Annotated in this window: 14 protein-coding genes; 5 read left to right on the top strand and 9 right to left on the bottom strand. The window is 39.4% G+C overall.

The annotated features are described in order from the left end of the window. Positions 1-82 precede the first annotated feature (82 nt). From C6W44_RS05675 to C6W44_RS05660, 4 genes are all read left to right on the top strand, one after another. On the top strand, positions 83-1,264 hold the full coding sequence (locus C6W44_RS05675) for a nucleotide sugar dehydrogenase (RefSeq protein WP_105246478.1): 1,182 nt from the start codon (positions 83-85) through the stop codon (positions 1,262-1,264). A gap of 137 nt (positions 1,265-1,401) precedes the next feature. Next, entirely contained in the window at positions 1,402-2,832 is a 1,431-nt protein-coding gene (locus tag C6W44_RS05670) for a phosphomannomutase CpsG (protein WP_105244585.1), read from the top strand. Beyond that, positions 2,829-4,265 (top strand): glycosyltransferase family 4 protein, encoded by a 1,437-nt coding sequence (locus tag C6W44_RS05665; RefSeq protein ID WP_158676698.1) that lies wholly within the window; start codon positions 2,829-2,831, stop codon positions 4,263-4,265. The genes C6W44_RS05670 and C6W44_RS05665 overlap by 4 nt, the downstream gene beginning before the upstream one ends. Next, a complete protein-coding gene (locus C6W44_RS05660) occupies positions 4,262-5,683 on the top strand; it encodes a glycosyltransferase family 2 protein (protein WP_105244583.1) in 1,422 nt (473 codons plus the stop codon). Before C6W44_RS05665 ends, C6W44_RS05660 begins: the two co-directional genes overlap by 4 nt. Before the next feature lie 33 nt (positions 5,684-5,716). Here the strand turns inward: C6W44_RS05660 and C6W44_RS05655 are convergent, their stop codons facing one another. The 7 genes from C6W44_RS05655 to galE form a co-directional block, all read right to left on the bottom strand. Beyond that, the gene (locus tag C6W44_RS05655) at positions 5,717-7,012 is read right to left on the bottom strand and encodes a UDP binding domain-containing protein (protein WP_105244582.1); all 1,296 of its coding nucleotides are present in this window, start codon (positions 7,010-7,012) and stop codon (positions 5,717-5,719) included. 15 nt (positions 7,013-7,027) lie between these two features. Then, positions 7,028-8,695 carry a glucose-6-phosphate isomerase gene (gene pgi / locus C6W44_RS05650; protein ID WP_105244581.1) on the bottom strand — a complete coding sequence of 556 codons (1,668 nt, stop codon included), beginning with the start codon at positions 8,693-8,695 and terminating at the stop codon, positions 7,028-7,030. A gap of 141 nt (positions 8,696-8,836) precedes the next feature. After that, on the bottom strand, positions 8,837-9,697 hold the full coding sequence (locus C6W44_RS05645) for a UTP--glucose-1-phosphate uridylyltransferase (protein WP_105244580.1): 861 nt from the start codon (positions 9,695-9,697) through the stop codon (positions 8,837-8,839). 27 nt (positions 9,698-9,724) lie between these two features. Next, on the bottom strand, positions 9,725-10,702 hold the full coding sequence (locus C6W44_RS05640; protein ID WP_105244579.1) for a DHH family phosphoesterase: 978 nt from the start codon (positions 10,700-10,702) through the stop codon (positions 9,725-9,727). A gap of 11 nt (positions 10,703-10,713) precedes the next feature. Further along, the gene (gene cysC / locus C6W44_RS05635; protein ID WP_105244578.1) at positions 10,714-11,316 is read right to left on the bottom strand and encodes an adenylyl-sulfate kinase; all 603 of its coding nucleotides are present in this window, start codon (positions 11,314-11,316) and stop codon (positions 10,714-10,716) included. Between the two features lie 59 nt (positions 11,317-11,375). After that, on the bottom strand, positions 11,376-13,103 hold the full coding sequence (locus C6W44_RS05630) for an SLC13 family permease (RefSeq protein ID WP_105244577.1): 1,728 nt from the start codon (positions 13,101-13,103) through the stop codon (positions 11,376-11,378). 29 nt (positions 13,104-13,132) lie between these two features. Continuing rightward, on the bottom strand, positions 13,133-14,146 hold the full coding sequence (gene galE, locus C6W44_RS05625) for a UDP-glucose 4-epimerase GalE (protein ID WP_105244576.1): 1,014 nt from the start codon (positions 14,144-14,146) through the stop codon (positions 13,133-13,135). A gap of 243 nt (positions 14,147-14,389) precedes the next feature. Here galE and C6W44_RS05620 point away from each other — a divergent pair, with 243 nt between their 5' ends. Continuing rightward, entirely contained in the window at positions 14,390-15,148 is a 759-nt protein-coding gene (locus C6W44_RS05620) for an IS5 family transposase (protein ID WP_105244575.1), read from the top strand. 158 nt (positions 15,149-15,306) lie between these two features. Here the strand turns inward: C6W44_RS05620 and C6W44_RS05615 are convergent, their stop codons facing one another. Beyond that, positions 15,307-16,293, bottom strand: coding sequence for a hypothetical protein (locus tag C6W44_RS05615; protein WP_105244574.1), 987 nt, complete (start codon positions 16,291-16,293; stop codon positions 15,307-15,309). Positions 16,294-16,441: 148 nt separating this feature from the next. Next, positions 16,442-17,245: a sulfotransferase family 2 domain-containing protein gene (locus C6W44_RS05610; RefSeq protein WP_105244573.1), complete on the bottom strand. Its 804-nt coding sequence runs from the start codon at positions 17,243-17,245 to the stop codon at positions 16,442-16,444. Positions 17,246-17,279 lie beyond the last annotated feature (34 nt).

Here is a 17,279-nt window from a genome sequence, read left to right as displayed (position 1 = left end):
GTATCATCAAAGTTAAAATAAAAATATGGCTAATATAAATAAACTGAGTTCATCATCGCAATTGAGTTCTAACTATTCTTTGCTGAAAATAGTTATAGTTGGTGCAGGATATGTAGGTCTATCTAATGCCATACTCTTAGCTCAAGAACACCTTCGAACTCAGATCATTCTATTTGATATTGATAAAAACAAGGTTGCACAGTTAAACCAAAAAAAAACACCTTTACAAGATACAGAGATCTGCAGCTATTTAGTCAAGAAAAAACTAAACCTCAATGCTGTCGATGATCCTACTGGTATTTATGAGTCATGTGACTTAGTTATCATCGCAACTCCTACCAATTATGAAACCTCATCTAGTACCTTTGACACCAGCTCCATTCAGTCTAGTATTCAAACAGTACGAAGCCAGAATACCCATGTGCCAATCGTCATTAAATCTACTATTCCTATTGGGTTTACTGAAAGCATGCATATGAAATTTGATGAGAATATTCTCTTTATGCCGGAGTTCCTGCGTGAGGGCAGAGCTCTTTATGATAACTTAAATCCTTCTCGTATTATTGTTGGTGCTACTAACAATCAAAACTATTTGGCAAAAAAATTAATACAGCTTTATCAAAATGCAAGTCAGAAAAAGAAGATACCACAACTTATCATACCACCTACCGAAGCCGAAGCTGTAAAGCTATTCGCTAATAGCTACCTTGCCACCCGTATTGCTTTTTTCAATGAGCTTGATAGCTTTGCTGAAAAAAACCATCTGGATAGTCGTGCAATTATTACTGGAATTGGACTAGATTCACGTATTGGCACCCACTATAATAACCCTTCATTTGGCTACGGCGGTTATTGTTTGCCGAAAGATACTCAGCAATTAAAAGCCAACTATGCTGGAATACCTGCCCACTTGATTAACGCAACTATAGATGCCAATCTCAGCCGAAAACACTTTATAGCTCAGCAAGTAATCAATAAAGGTTTCAAGAACGTAGGTGTTTATCGATTGAGTATGAAAAAAGATGCTGACAACTTTAGAAATTCAGCCATACTAGACATCATACATATTTTAAAACGACATGGTCTAAACGTGACAGTATATGAACCATCCATAACGTGCAGCACAATTATCGATTGTAAGGTGTTTACTAATGTTCAATGGTTTAAACAACAAAATGATCTTATCATAGCTAACAGATGGCATGACGAGCTAAGTGATATAAAAGAAAAAGTCTATTCTAGAGATATTTTTGGTTGTAGCTGAAGCATGTCAGCAACTCTCATGTAGTATTCCTGTCTTCGCGCGTAATGTAACCTTAACTTTATATTAAAAATCAAATTTAATTATCATAAAAAGAACCCACATGCTCTTTTCTTTAAAAAAATCATACGGATAGCATAATGAACCATATTGATATTACTTCTTTTAAAGCCTACGATATTCGCGGTGAGCTTGGGGTCAATCTTGACGAAGACATCGCTTACCGTATTGGTCGCGCCTTTGCGCAGATTTTGTCCAGCCAGCGTAAAAATAACGGCGTTAGTGATGAGGTTAACAACTGCATTGTGATTGGTGCGGATATCAGAGATTCGAGCGAGACGCTCAAGCATTCCACGATTCAAGGCATCATTGATGCTGGTGTTGATGTGATTAATTTGGGCATGACCGGTACCGAAGAAGTCTATTTTGCGACCAGTCATTATGAGGCATTGGGCGGCATTGAGGTAACGGCCAGCCACAACCCTATCAATTACAACGGTTTAAAACTGGTTCGTGAAGGCTCGCGTCCTATCAGCGCAGATTCAGGTCTAGCAGACATTCAAAAGTTGGCTGAAAATGGCAACTTTGCTGAGCAGACAACAACAGGTCAAGTGGTTCAAAAGCTCGATAAAACAGCTTATGTTGATCATTTAATGGGCTTTATCGACACTGATAAGTTGGTACCGCTAAAAGTGGTCATTAACTCAGGCAATGGCAGTGCTGGACCAACCATCGACCTACTTGAACAGCGTTTAAAGCAAAAAAATGCGCCTATCGAAATCATTAAGTTACATCACACCCCAGATGGTAGCTTCCCGAATGGTATTCCCAACCCAATGATTCTGGCCAATCGCGAATCAACCAAACAAGCGGTGATTGAACATCAAGCAGACATGGGTATTGCCTTTGATGGTGACTTTGACCGCTGCTTCTTGTTTGATGCCAGAGGCGAGTTTGTCGAAGGCAGTTACATCGTTGGCATGTTGGCTCAAGCGTTCTTGCAAAAAAATACGGGCGCCTCAATCGTTTATGATCCTCGCGTTATTTATAACACCGAAGCGATTGTTGCAGAGTCTGGCGGTAACGCGGTCATCAGTAAGTCAGGACACTCATTTATCAAACAAGTGATGCGAGAGTCTGGCGCTATTTATGGCGGTGAGATGAGTGCACACCACTACTTCCGTGACTTCTTCTACTGCGATAGCGGTATGATTCCTTGGTTATTAACCATCGAATTATTATCAACAACTGGTAAATCTCTCGGACAACTGGTCGATGAACGTATCAGCGCTTACCCAAGCTCAGGTGAAATCAACTTTAAACTGACTACAGTCGGTAGCGATGAGATTTTAAGTGCCATCGACACACACTATCAGTCACAAAACCCAGAGAAGAATACCTTAGATGGGTTAAGCCTAGACTTTGGCCAATGGCGTTTTAATATTCGTGCATCAAACACAGAACCTTTGATTCGTCTCAATATTGAAACCAAAGGGAATGAAGCGCTTCTTGAAGACAAAATTTCTGAAATAAAAGCATGGTTAAATGGTCAAGGCGCTGTTCTGGCGTGATTAATCGTGTATTAGCACCCTTTAATGCTATCAGTCACTGTTCAAAGGCACGAACCGCCTACGAAAACAGTAACTGGCAGCTCTGTATATATCACTTATCTCAAGCATTAAGAGTCAAAAAACACTTATCAAAAAACGATGCGGTACTCTTTAATCAAGCAAAAAAACACTATAAACAAGAACATCGTACGGATAGAAAAACAGTTGCTGTTTGTGGGTGGGATCTATCGCATAATGCTGCTGGGCGTGTGCTAGCGCTTACAGAACTATATCAATACCTTAACTATAGCCCTGCTATTATCGGTTGCATTGTTGAAGAGAATCCTAAAAGGCCCAAAAGCCTATGGGAGCCCATGCGACTGGCTGGCGTTCCATGTAAATATATTACCGTTCATAACGCTTATGACCTCTTAGACAAAGCTATTGATTTTGTTAGCCAAAACCCATTTGATATTGTCCACCTATCAAAACCCAGGCTTCCAAATATTATTATAGGAAGGCTATACGAGCTTATCTGGGATACGCAAGTTATCATGGATATAGATGATGAAGAACAAGGTTTTAGTGGCTCTCAAGCGAAAGAGCTGACAGATTTAAGCAAGCCTAGTAAGAAGTCATTAAACTATATTCGCAGTGATTATTGGCTGACCAACAGCATTCATCTTGCCAGCTCTTTTCAAACACTGACTGTCTCAAACCATGCTCTGCAGGAAAAGTATGGTGGCGTCATCATTCCTCATGTGAGAAATGCAGATAGCTTCATCCCCTCTCAAGTTTTGACCGCTAAGATGAGAGAGCACTTTGGTATTGCTATAGACAAGAAAGTTATTTTATTCTTTGGCACCCCTAAACCTCATAAGGGTTTATTAGAAACAGCTCAAGCCATAGCCAGTTTGAATAGAAAAGATGTTCTTTTTTTGATTATTGGTGATTTTATTGATAAGTCTTTCGAGCGAGACTTAAAGTCTGTTTCTAATGTCGACTTTTATTTTTTACCCAATCAACCTTATCATTGTATCCATGAGTTTGTGGCTATGGGGGATATCTGCGTCATCCTACAAGACAACGGCTCACTCATCAGTCAATACCAGCTTCCAGCTAAATTAATCGATGCGCTCGCAATGGGACTCACAGTCATATCCTCACGTACACAGGCTTTGATACCGCTAATTGAAGATGGTGCCATTATAGAATCAACCAAGCCCGACCTAGCAAAAACACTGGCAAAGTTGCTAGACTCTGACAATCGGACCAATAAAAAAAATACACCCGAGCGTGATTACTTCTTAAATAAATTGAGCACTCAATCTCAAGCCTCAAAAACTGAGGCGTTAATCACTAAACTACCCAGTCCAACTCATTTAATTACGCCTGAAACCTTATTTACACTTGAGATGATGACAAAGCCTAACACAATGAGAAACGAGTCATGATTAAATCACTAGCTAAATTGAAAGCCTATAATCGCCATATAAGAAATCGTGATTTTATTCATGCTTTAGCTCTTGTTCCTGACAAAGAGTGGACCACAACAAGCAAGCGACGTTGGATGTGTGCAAGGCTGGGGATATATAAGCCATTATTAGAAGCTGGCTGGAATGGTCGTAATACAAGATCTGGAGTTGCTTATGCGCAAGCATTATCCGCATATGGACGCGTCGACGAATGTCAGGCAATATTACGACAGTTGAACTCTAAGCAAAATATCTCTCGCTACTTGTCAGAGCTTATAAGAGAGTTTGCTAAATATAATGCTCATTTATCTATACAGCTGATAGAACGTACGCCAGAGAAAAAACAAATCTTTTATTATCATGCCTTAAAATATGCTTATCTCTCACAGACCATCAATGAGGACCAAAGCATAGAGACTTATCACAACACTGATGATATCCAAGTCTTTTTAGAAAAGAATTGTGCTAAAAACCCAGATTTATTTTTACTGAGAAGCAATCTAATCCAAGAACCGGATCAAAAACTGCAACTACTCAACCAATATCAGAGCTTTTTTAATCTACCTCAATATCAACTTGTTAATCTTCAAGAACCCTTGAGTAGCTTAAATCTATCATTAACCAAACCCGTGTATCACAATCCTCTATCTACTTTAGAATCTAATAAACATAAAGTTAGTATTCTAACGACCATGTTTAATGCACAGCAGTTTATAGCGTCGACATTACATAGCTTGTTAAATCAAAGTTGGTCAAACCTAGAAGTAATATTAATTGATGATGCAAGCACCGATGACAGCCTGTCTATTGCAGAAAAAATTGCTAAAAAAGATAAGCGCTTGAAGATAGTGAAGCAGTCAGCTAACCAAGGCACTTACATAGCAAAGACGAAGGGACTAGAACACGCTACGGGAGAGTTTCTTATTTGCCATGACGCAGATGACTGGGCGCATCCTTTGAAGATAGAGCATCAGGTCATGCCCTTGCTACTAGATGCTTGCCTTCAAGGCACCACATCTGATTGGATAAAAATAGATGAGCATGGCAATTATTTCACGAGATCATTATACCCATATATTAGAAAAAACCCGTCCTCTTTAATGTTCCGTAGACGGGCTATTGAAAAGCTAAACCTTGATGCTAAAGACCAGCCCTTATGGCAGCCTGTACGCACTGGAGCAGACAGTGAGCTTTATGAGCGTTTCAAGTTGGTCTTTGGTGCAAGCACGACATATCATGTAAAGAAGCCATTAACTATAGGTGCACACCACTCAAGCTCTTTAATGAATGCAGACAAAACTGGCACTAAAAACCTCAGTGCTCGAATTAGTCGCCTAACTTACTGGGAACAATGGCGTAGGGAGCATATTGACATGGTCAGAAGAGGGCTTTTATAACGCATACGCAAAAGGCTCTAATAGCGATTATGTTTATCTAACACCTCGGCCTATGCCTGTGTAATAGCCTTTTAAAGCCAGTATCTCACTCTTTTTAAATAAGTTCCTAGCATCAAATACGGGAGTCATTTGTTGATTAATAATAGTAACATCTGGACGAGATTGCTCAGACCAGTTTATGACTATTAACCCATCAGCTACATCAAACTTCTCATAAGGATTAGATATAAAATGCAAGCGTTCATCACCGTCGTATAGCCTGTCCATCTCACTTTCGGCTAAAGGATCAAAAATAAATGTTGTTATGTCATAAGCCCATAGCAAGGGCAATAACGTATGAATGGCGCTGCCTTTGGTTCTTCCAGTACCACTTTTATAACCGGCACCCCATATTACGATAACTTTATTGCCAATGTTTGAATTAAAGTGGCGCCACAGTTTTTGGAAGATAACTTCCTTTTGGTTATTATTGATTTGTTCAACTGCATCAATAATATTGGTAGAAATCTTCAAATCCGACAAATGACTTTTTAGAATGGCATTTTCTTTTGGTAACGTACTACCACCATAGCCCCAGCCCGCTTGTAAACCTCCATGACCTAGTCGCTTATCCAGTTTGAGCATCTTTTCTACCTCTAGCATGTCAACTGAACACTCATCGGCCAACTGTGCCATTTCATTCAGCAAGCTCAACTTAATGGCCATTAGGTTCATCATGCTACTGCGAGCAAATTCTACAGTTTTCAGATTATGGATATAATAGTCACCACTCTTATCGACAAAAGCCTCAATTATCGGATTCTTTAGTGCCGAACCAGGTACTTTCTCACCTACTAAGAATAGTTTTGGAGCAATAGTAGCGACAAAAACCGAAGCCTCATTTAAAAAGACAAAAGGGATATAAAAAACGTTACTTGATACAAACTGACTGGCTAGCCTATCAATTGTCCCGATTGGAACAACGCCACTAAAGCATATGTCACCTTCTTTTTTACTAAGGCTTGCCACTAACTCTGTGAGTAGACTACTATCCAACTGATCGAGAAAAGCCCAATATAAACCGTGCTCTGACTGTTGAATACCTTCCTCAGTATACAGCTGATAATCTAAACTGCCATCTGTTAAACTTTTCTCCCATTGTTCACAAAGTGGTTTGTCAAATTGATACTTTTCTAAATGTTTTTCGGCTGTTCCCGAAAAAGCATATAAGGTTACGGAGAAACCAAAATGAGTCAGCGCCATTGCTGCTGCAACGGATTTAGCATTGTTACCAATGATACAAACTCGGGAATCAAGCTTTGAAGTCAATAAATTCGAATCGTTCTTCATATAATATTACTGTAATTAAGATAAACCGCAAATGCGCTTTAATAGTTCATTGGTAGAGTCATCATACTTCAGACTGCCCTGTAAGATAGCTTGATTAAGATCTTTTGCAACCACTTTACCTATTTCAACACCCCATTGGTCGAAAGGGTTTATATCCCAAATGCTTGCCATCACATAAACCTTGTGCTCGTACATCGCAATCAGCATGCCTAATGTTTTAGGTGTTAGCTTATTAATTAAGAAGGTAGAAGATGGTTGATTGCCGTGATAATGTTTATGTAAATTATTTTGTGCATCATTTTCGCCCATACTATGCGAGTCAACGGCCTTGTTACCAAATGCTAGGACTCGGCTTTGTGCCAAACAGTTTGCCAGACTCATTTTGTGCTGCAACGATAACTGTTCATTAATAGTTTGGCGACCTTCATCATATCGGTTAATAAAAGCAATGAAGTCACTGGTGACTTTTTGCGTGCCTTGGTGTAATAACTGATAAAAAGCATGCTGTGCATTGGATCCAATTTCACCCCACAAGATGGGACAAGTATTGAAAGTGACAGCATGACCCTGTAGGTTAGTAGACTTACCGTTACTCTCCATTTCTAACTGCGTTAAATAGCTAGGAAAGTGACTTAAGCGACCGTCATAAGGCAAAACAGCATGTGCATGGATACCTAAAAAACTACTATTCCAAACACCTATCAAGCCCATCATTACAGGAATATTTTCAGAAAATGGTGTGTTTATGAAATGCTGATCCATCAAGTGAGCGCCTGCAAGCAACTCACGAAAATTTGACATACCAATTTTTAAGGCTACAGTTAGGCCAATAGCTGACCACATTGAAAAACGACCACCCACCCAGTCCCACAGCTCTAACTGGTTTTTCTTACAAATACCCCATTCATCCATTTTATGAGAAACAGCAGATATGCCAATGAAATGGTTCTTTTTTACCACCTCTAAATCACTGCATTCTTTTAATAGCCAAGACAATGCGGTGTTTGCATTAGATAAAGTATCAGAAGTACTAAAAGACTTAGAAGAAATGATAAAGACTGTTGTTGCAGGGTTTAAAACGTTGAGTAACTTCTCAAGTTGGGTGCCATCCATATTGGACACGAAATGAGTATTGATACTATTATACTTAAGACCTCGTTGAGTGATACCCGTTTCACCCGTCCACTCTTCAAGTGCAGTACACGCCATTAATGGACCAAGATCTGACCCACCGACACCAATATTAACCACATCTGTAATAGCAAGGCCGGAGCACCCTCTCCAAACACCCGTTGTTAATCTGTCTACAATGCTATTAACTGCAGCCAGACTTTTATGCACTTTTTTTGCGATATCGACACCGTCAACTATCAGGCTAGAGCCTTCTGGAAGCCTAAGTGCTGTATGTAGAGCTTGACGGTCTTCAGTGATATTAACCTTATGCCCAGAGACCATCTTATCAATGGCCCCCTTAAGATTCATTTCTTCAGCCAATGCTATAAGTTGTAACTTAATCTCTGTGTTTATCAACTCTTTAGAATAATCAAAGCACACACCCTCAAAGTCGATTAATAGGTTGCTTGTTCTACTTGAATCTTTTTTAAAAAGAGCGTTTAAATCACCTACTGAAGGTGCTAATGATTTTAGCGTTTTCCATTGAGAGGTTAACTCTGGATTACTCATAAAGAATTTCCCATAACAAAGTACAAATCCAGTCTTCCTTAAATATTTATAATCTCTAACACTTATTATATTGACGTTTTATGTCAAAACTCTTGGCTCAAAAAGCTAGTTTCTTAATTTGCATTTTAACGAGACACGCGACTAAAGCTGCTGCTCACTAAAATAATTAAATGCTTCTAGATACGTTGACATATTCCCTGCATCAAAGCTATTGCCTATCATGGTTGCAACATCAACTGGTGCAGATTGGATCAAAGCATCAATCGCATCTGTTAATTGAATCTCACCTTTCTTATCAGGTGCAGTCCTATCTAAATAGTCCAGTATCTGACAGTCAAACACATAGCGCCCAACAACTGCTAAGTTTGAGGGTGCTTCTTTGGCATCTGGTTTTTCTACAAACCCGGTGACAGGCAAGCTGGCGTTAGTCTGAGATTTAGCATAAATCTTTGTCTCTTCGCCCAACTCCGCAACGCCATACTTATGTATGTCCTCTTCTGCTACAGGATCCACTAAAATTTGAGAGTGACCTGTTTCTAAGAACTGCTGTGTCATATACGCCAAGTTTTGTTTGGCATAGTTGGTTTTAAAAGGGTCAATCACCACGTCTGGTAACAGGACAGCAAAGTGATGTCCATCAATAATAGGACGTGCAGCGCCTACAGCATGGCCAAGCCCTAGTCGTTTGCCTTGACGAATGGATGATATTTTCACGTCATCTGGCAACCATTGCAGGTTATCTGCTAAAGAAATTTTGCCACTTTCACGCAGCGCTGTATCTAGCTCAACATTGATATCAAAGTAGTTTTCAATGGCTTGTTTTTGTGGGTGAGTAACCAACACAATATGCTTGATGCCTGCAGCAATTGCTTCTTCAATCACATAATGAATGACAGGCAAACGCCCTAATGGCAAAAGCTCTTTTGGAATACTTTTAGATAAAGGCAACATTCTAGACCCAAAACCGGCAACCGGAATCACTGCATGCGTTACTTTCTTCATTGTTTCACCCACTTTTAGGTTGATTTATTATTTATAATACTGAACGACTTCTGCAAGGAACTTATCTAAGTCATCTATAGGCAATTCATTAATCCCTGCTGCCCCTTCACGACCACCACCCGTTGCAAACTTACTACAAATTGTGCTCGCGCCATGTGGGTGTTCTTTAGGTGCTCGTAAGCTAATGGTGTACGAGCCTTGAGCATTGAGAGTAACAATGATCACGGGCTGACTTGGATTTTCTGCGGCCAGTTGATTTCCATAGGTACCACTAATTCGACGTGCCCAAGGGGCATCGTCAAGAATAACCGCAATACCCCCTTCTTGTCTCAGCTGCTTGCTGTTTTTAGCCTGCGTGATGTCTGTCTCATACCCCTCTTTTAATTGCCTAAACGGGGAGTTTTCATCCACTATCACATCAAATGGCGTATCATAACTCACCAACCGCTTATAAAGCTCTTCAGGACTAAAGTGCAAATCCTCAACACTGCTGCCATAGCCATTATAATTGACTAGAACCCCAAGCTCCTTCAGCTGATGTCGCTGTGTCGTATCAAGCCCCAATTGTGCAACATACTTGTCTGCGATGCTGTCTAACCCATCGCCAAAAGCAGCGGCTATGGCCCACAAGCTGTGTTCACCTTTGAGTTCACCATTAACCAACAAGCCAGTACAAACGGTTGGCTTGGTATTAATCCGTGATGTCAGTTTAGGGTGTTCAAACAAACTATCGGCTTTATGATGGTCACAATAGAATAACGACTGACAGTGATCTAAGACTCGGTTGACATCTTCTTGGTTTTTATCAAAAGATATATCTAGTACTGTGATTTTAGACAGGTGCGCTAACTCATCATCAATTTTACTGACTAAAGCAATGTCACGCTTTACTCCAGTAATAAGTATTTGTTGATCCTGAGCAGTGAGAGGATAGGCTTTACGCCATTGAATAAGTGAAAAAATTCCATCCGCATCACCATTGAATAAATCTATGTACTTACTCATTATCAAATAACCTATCCGATGAACTTATTTTCAAGCAAGTAATCAACTACCTGATTGGCGCATTGTTCTACATTATCACAATTAGTCGATAAGTGGATACTTGGAGAAAGTGGTGATTCATACGGTGAGTCGATTCCTGTAAAGTTTTTAATCACACCTTCACGGGCTTTTTGATACAGGCCTTTGGGGTCACGTTCCTCACAGGTCTCAATCGGTGCATCAACAAAAACCTCAATAAAACGCGCATCACCGATTAATGCTTTTGCTTGCACCCTATCAGCTCTAAATGGTGAGATAAATGCCGTACTTACTATCAGACCTGCATCTAAAAAAAGGTTACTTACTTCAGATATGCGGCGAATATTTTCTACTCGATCCTCATCACTAAAACCCAAGTCTTTATTCAAACCATGACGTATATTATCACCATCCAATAGATAAGTAGTATATCCTTTATCAAACAAAATTCTATCTACGGCATTTGCTACTGTTGATTTCCCAGACCCTGAGAGCCCCGTATACCATAATATACAGGGTTTAGAGCCTATCTTCTCTTTTCTCTCTTCAGAAGAGACACCTGCATCGTGCCACACAATATTGTTCGCTTCACTCATGTTATATCCTTAGTTTCAATAAATATCTTATACGATTAATGACTATATTTAATGGTTGCTCAAAATGGGTAAATAAAAGGAATCATAATAGCACAGACTAAAACGAATGCTAATGTGATTAGCGAGCCCACTTTAGCAAAGTCTTGCAGCCTGTAAATACCCGTGTTGTATACCATAAGATTGGTCTGGTATCCAAACGGGCTAATGAATGAACAAGACGCGCCAAAACAAACGGCCATGATGATTGGAAAAGGATCAATGCCCATTCCAGTTGCGAGGCTATAGGCAATCGGAAACATAAGAGCAGCCGCTGCGTTGTTCGTCAATAACTCGGTAATGCCTATCGTCATTACCATCACTCCAAGCAGAATCCATATTGGACCATGACCGACAAGTGTACTTGCTGCAAACTGTGCGACTTGAGCATCCATCCCCACAAACTGCATCGCATTGGCCAAACACAATGCACTCACAACAATAACCCATATGCTTATAGGAAAGTGTCGCTTGACTTCATTGACACTAATACAGCCGGTAAATAGCAGTGCAGCAAACAAAAACAGCGATAAATCGAACAATGATTTGCCTGTTATCACCGAAGCAACAATCATTGCAATAAAACCAAAAACGACCAGCTTTTCACGCCAGCCGGATATCATGTTGTCGGGCGTCACTCCAGACAGTATAAAGAAGTTTCTGCGTAGGTTGCTGCGGCTCGCAAAGTCTTCACCTGTCGACAGTAATAAAATGTCACCAGCTCTTAAACTTACCTCTCCTAAACGCCCACTAACCTGATCGTTTTCACGGCGAATAGCCACAACGGCTGCATCAAACTTTGCTCTAAATCCGGTGTTTTTTAGTGTATGTCCTACCAGTGTCGAGTCTTGTTTAATGACCACTTCGGTTAGCTCTTGAGTATGCAGTCCTGTCTTTTGCGCAAATAGTGTCAGTCCAGGAAATTGATTTAGTACCTGAATTTTTTTGACGTTTCCACTAAACAACAGCTTATCACCCGCTTGTAGCACCCTAGAATGTGATACTGGCGCAATCAAACGATCGCCACGAACAATCTCTACTAAAAATAGATCCATGAGGTTGCGCAGACCTGCTTCCTCCACTGTCTTACCGACCAAACTAGAGCTGCTTTCTATCTTAGCTTCTACAAAGTACTCTTCTACAGGCTCTTTTACCATTTCCCTATTGGGTAAAAGCAGGCTTGTAAAATACAAAATAATGGAACCAACAACAAATACCACTACACCAACGGCTGTAAGGTCAAAAAAACCAATAGACTCATGCCCTTGTTTCATCCACATACTGTTAACGACTAAGTTAGTCGATGTGCCAATCAGCGTCATCGTACCACCAAGAGTGGCAGCAAAGCACATAGGCAATAAAATACGTGATGTATTAATGTTAGGGTTCTTTTGAATACTACTAATCATAGCAGCCACAACCGCTGTATTATTCAATACAGCAGAAGACACGCCAGAAAAGGCTATTGTGCGCATGATTGACGTACGCTCCGACTTCGAAAACAAGTACCGCGTTAGGTGAGTTAATACACTGGTCTTTTCCAATGCGTAAGAAATGAGTATTAACAATACTAAAGTGGCTAAACCCTCATTGGCAGCATTACCCAATAAGGTCGCACTGTCAATCCAACCAAAGGCAAATATTAAGAGTAAAACACCGCCAAATATGGCGGTAGTATGCTGTTGGAATTTAATAAGTAATGCAATTAATATGACTAATAAAGCACTCAATAGATACATGGTTGGCGTCATAAATCACTCATTGTAAAGGCCGAATAAGTTTAGTTGCCATAGCCTTGTGGGTTTTGACTCTGCCAGCGCCAGGTGTCTTCCATCATGTCATCAATGTTTTTCTGAGTTGTCCATCCAAGCTCTACCGCCGCCTTCTTAGGGTCAGCAAAACAAGCAGCAATGTCACCTTCTCGTCTATCAACCACTTGATAGGGAATCTTTTTACCACTGGCTTTTTCGAAGGCTTTTACCATATCCAATACTGAAAAACCATTGCCTGTGCCTAGATTCCACACGAAATAACCGGTTTTATCAGCTATATAATCTAGAGCACGTAGGTGACCTTTTACCAAGTCAACCACATGAATATAATCCCTAACTCCAGTGCCATCATGTGTATCGTAGTCGTTTCCATAGACGGAAAGCTTATCACGACGACCAACACCTACTTGAGCAATATAAGGCAGTAAGTTATTAGGAATACCTTGAGGGTCTTCACCTATCAAACCACTTTCATGAGCTCCAACGGGATTGAAATAGCGTAATACAGCCACAGACCATGAGCTGTCTGATTTTACTAACTGCATCATCATTTGTTCTACTGCCAATTTGGTATAACCATATGGATTAGTTGGCATAGATGTTGGGCAGTCTTCAGTGATAGGCAGCTGTTCAGGATCACCATAGACAGTCGCTGAAGAGCTAAATACTATTTTTTTAATATTAGCAGCCTTCATCGCCTCTAATAACACCAAGCTGCCTGTTATGTTATTTTCAAAATACATCAATGGCTGTTCGACACTTTCACCCACCGCTTTTAGTCCAGCAAAGTGCAACACGGCTTGTATTGGATACTTACTAAATATTGAATCTAGTAAATCTGCATTTCGCACGTCACCTTCAATAAAGACTGCTTCTTTACTTGTTAATCTTTGTACACGATTAACTGCTTCAATACTACTATTAGACAAATTATCTAATACTGCTACATCAAATCCACTACTTAACAACTCATACAGCATATGAGAGCCAATATAGCCTGCGCCTCCAGTAAGAAAAACCATGCCATTAATTCCAATTAGGGGCTGTATAGAATTGAGAAAACATTGAAAAAAATAAGCAACGCCTTACTCTAATGTTTACCACAACAAAGAAACAAGGCGTCACTTATGGCTCGCACCAAGCTCAACGATGAACATTGGCACNTAGCGTTACATTAGGGGCTGTATAGAATTGAGAAAACATTGAAAAAAATAAGCAACGCCTTACTCTAATGTTTACCACAACAAAGAAACAAGGCGTCACTTATGGCTCGCACCAAGCTCAACGATGAACATTGGCACAAGCTATTTATTATATTGCGACAAATTAACGTATATAACAAGCCCAATCTAAGACGTACCGTTGAAGGCATGTTGTACCGCATACGAGTAGGTTGTCCATGGCGAGACTTACCTTCTTATTTCGGTCATTGGTCTAGCATATATCATCAATACCGTTACTGGCGTAAAACCGGTAAATGGCAAAAGCTCATGAAGATAGTCACAGCAAACTATGATAGTGAATGGTTATTTATAGACGGTAGCGTGGTCAAAGCTCATCAGCATAGTACAGGCGCCGCCAGTCATCTTGATGAGGCCATTGGTAAAAGCGTTGCAGGTAATAGCAGCAAACTGCACTTAGTGGTCGATGCTTGTGGTAACCCTATACATATTGAGCTGACAGGTGGGCAAGTGCATGACGCTAAGATGGCAAAGACGTTGATAGATAGCACGATTAATAACCAGACTAAAGCGGTGATTGCAGACAGGGGCTACGATAGTAGCGATATTAGAGAGTGTATCTTCACGCACTGTGCTCAGTCAGTCATACCTGTTAAGTCGAACTCTAAAAGCTGTAACGACACACTAGATTGGTATTTGTATCGTTGCCGTCATTTGGTAGAAAACGCTTTTGCTAGATTGAAACATTTTAGGGGCATTGCCACGCGATATGATAAGCTCAAAGATAGCTATGCAGCGGCGGTAATGCTCGCTTGTGTCTTTATCTGGTTGCCCCTGATTTGAATTCTATACACACCCTAAGAGTATATATTTATTTTATCCACAGATACTCATTATACTACTAGTGTTTTATTGTTACTTATGTGGAGCAGCTTTAAAGTAAGGTATATCCTAAATAAATAGTTTAGACTCTGCTTCACCCAATTAATAATTACTACAACCTAAATCTTAGTTAAATCATCCAGAAATTTTTCTAGCTTCCCTGTAGATTTCATATATTCAGCAACATTATGGGTATTCGTTGGTAAACTTTTTAAGCTTGCATACTCCTGCAATCTTAAAGCAGCAGCTCTATCGACATTATTGTTTTCACCATAGTATATCTCAAGCTCTCCTGAGTAACTCGACAAGTCAAGAAAGCTTTTTAGATCAACCTTCTCTTTAGATAGATCCAAACCATTTATTTCTGAATCATACGATTTAAACATGTTGAAGACTCTGCGGTTAATATTAGTCTGCGGCGAGAGCGCAACAACTCTATTTGCGTTTAGTGTGACTCCTGCTTTAATAGCAGCATACCCACCCGCAGAAGTTCCCAAGAAAATCAAATTCTTTGTTTTTTCTGGAATTATCGATAAAATATACTCAGCTGTTGATTGGAAGTCATCTGTAATCCCTATCAAACCTTTTTCATACCAACATTGGTAAAAATCCTTTAAGAAAATAATATTAACATCTCTTCCACTCAAACTTCTGTAAAACTCTTTAACAGCCATTGAAGGCCTTCTTGCCATACCACTAAAAACTACTAATGTTGTTGTAGAGTTTTTGTTTAAGACTTCTACAGGGCTAACCTTCGATGAGTAGTCGTCAACACTTTGAATACTAAATTGGTTAGAATAGCAGAGAGCCGCATGAATACTCGAAAGTCTATCCCTTAAAGTAGAGACTTGGTTCCGTAGATAGCTAAACTCTAATTCAATATCTACTAAATATTTATTCCTCTCGAGCAAATCACTTAACTCACTTAACTCACTTAACTCACTTAACAAGTCACTATCACATAATTTCTTAACAGCAGGTAGAATTCTTATTAAATAAGCGGGATATCTCTCTAAAAAGAATGCTGCACGGATTAATACTTTCTCAATACCCTCTTCTATAATCTCATTATCTAGCCCTGGGTGATCTCGGTTGATTTCTTGCATTTTATTAAAGATAACCAACCCTTCAGGTCTATACTTATGCGCACAAATCAATAAGGCAAGAGCAAACTTTGGATGTTTTTTTGAATACCTAAAGCTATATCTCTTAAATTTTCTATATCGTTATTATTTAACATTCACTTACCTCATCTTAGTAATCATATCCGTAACTTCTTAAGTATAGATAATCGATTGCGAATGACTTAAGAACCTTTTCTCTAAGAGTACTATTTGATAAGTTTTCCTTAGACAATCCAGATTCATCTTGTAAATCTAGACTTGATAAATCAGTAAAATCTTCATTAACAGACACTTCACTATAACTACTCACGTTTAACTTTTTATTATTTAACTTAGTGCCAGTGAGCTCACCAAGCTTCTCGAAAAAAGCATCTGTATCTGATAGTTCAAATAAATAATCGTATTTAAAATCATGCTCTCTATATAAAAATGGGATTTGGGTATTCCAATGATGGTCTAAGCTTGGCTCACCTTGCACATTTGAGTCAATAACATGACATACTCCATTCACGAACTGTTTGAAACTAACCCCTTTATAGCCACCTGAATCTCTCTCTACTATTCCTTCTTTAAGTAACACATTTCTGTAAAAGTTTAATGCAAATGGTTCTAACTTACACTCCTCATCAATATCATTACCATGATAGTTAACAAATTTATTAATATAAGCGCTAATAAGCCGATCGTATGGCTCTCTAATAAGACCTATAGAAGTGAACCCTTTGTTTTTGCAATAATTCATACTCTGCAAAGCATTCTTTTGATAGTTTTGACCTAGATACCCCCTAGCATCAGATTTACTACCATTTATATCTCTATCATTTAAACCTAACACCTCATAAAAAATCTGGTTAACAACTGTTGTACAGGCAGCTTTAGGGCTCCAATATACCACCAAGTTATTATTCTCGAGTACATATGCTTGTCTAGTCATTGATATATCCTTAATTTAATTAATAATTTCAAAT

The sequence above is a fragment of the Psychrobacter sp. Marseille-P5312 genome (assembly GCF_900291405.1).
Lineage (GTDB): Bacteria > Pseudomonadota > Gammaproteobacteria > Pseudomonadales > Moraxellaceae > Psychrobacter > Psychrobacter celer.
This window is presented reverse-complemented; position numbering and strand designations above follow the sequence as displayed.

Coding starts and splice junctions, on each gene's coding strand:
- C6W44_RS05670 (WP_105244585.1), top strand. CDS start 1,402: ATGAACCATATTGATATTACTTCTTTTAAAGCCTACGATATTCGCGGT.
- C6W44_RS05660 (WP_105244583.1), top strand. CDS start 4,262: ATGATTAAATCACTAGCTAAATTGAAAGCCTATAATCGCCATATAAGA.
- C6W44_RS05655 (WP_105244582.1), bottom strand. CDS start 7,012: ATGAAGAACGATTCGAATTTATTGACTTCAAAGCTTGATTCCCGAGTT.
- pgi (WP_105244581.1), bottom strand. CDS start 8,695: ATGAGTAATCCAGAGTTAACCTCTCAATGGAAAACGCTAAAATCATTA.
- C6W44_RS05645 (WP_105244580.1), bottom strand. CDS start 9,697: ATGAAGAAAGTAACGCATGCAGTGATTCCGGTTGCCGGTTTTGGGTCT.
- C6W44_RS05640 (WP_105244579.1), bottom strand. CDS start 10,702: ATGAGTAAGTACATAGATTTATTCAATGGTGATGCGGATGGAATTTTT.
- cysC (WP_105244578.1), bottom strand. CDS start 11,316: ATGAGTGAAGCGAACAATATTGTGTGGCACGATGCAGGTGTCTCTTCT.
- C6W44_RS05630 (WP_105244577.1), bottom strand. CDS start 13,103: ATGACGCCAACCATGTATCTATTGAGTGCTTTATTAGTCATATTAATT.
- galE (WP_105244576.1), bottom strand. CDS start 14,146: ATGGTTTTTCTTACTGGAGGCGCAGGCTATATTGGCTCTCATATGCTG.
- C6W44_RS05620 (WP_105244575.1), top strand. CDS start 14,390: ATGGCTCGCACCAAGCTCAACGATGAACATTGGCACAAGCTATTTATT.
- C6W44_RS05615 (WP_105244574.1), bottom strand. CDS start 16,293: ATGCAAGAAATCAACCGAGATCACCCAGGGCTAGATAATGAGATTATA.
- C6W44_RS05610 (WP_105244573.1), bottom strand. CDS start 17,245: ATGACTAGACAAGCATATGTACTCGAGAATAATAACTTGGTGGTATAT.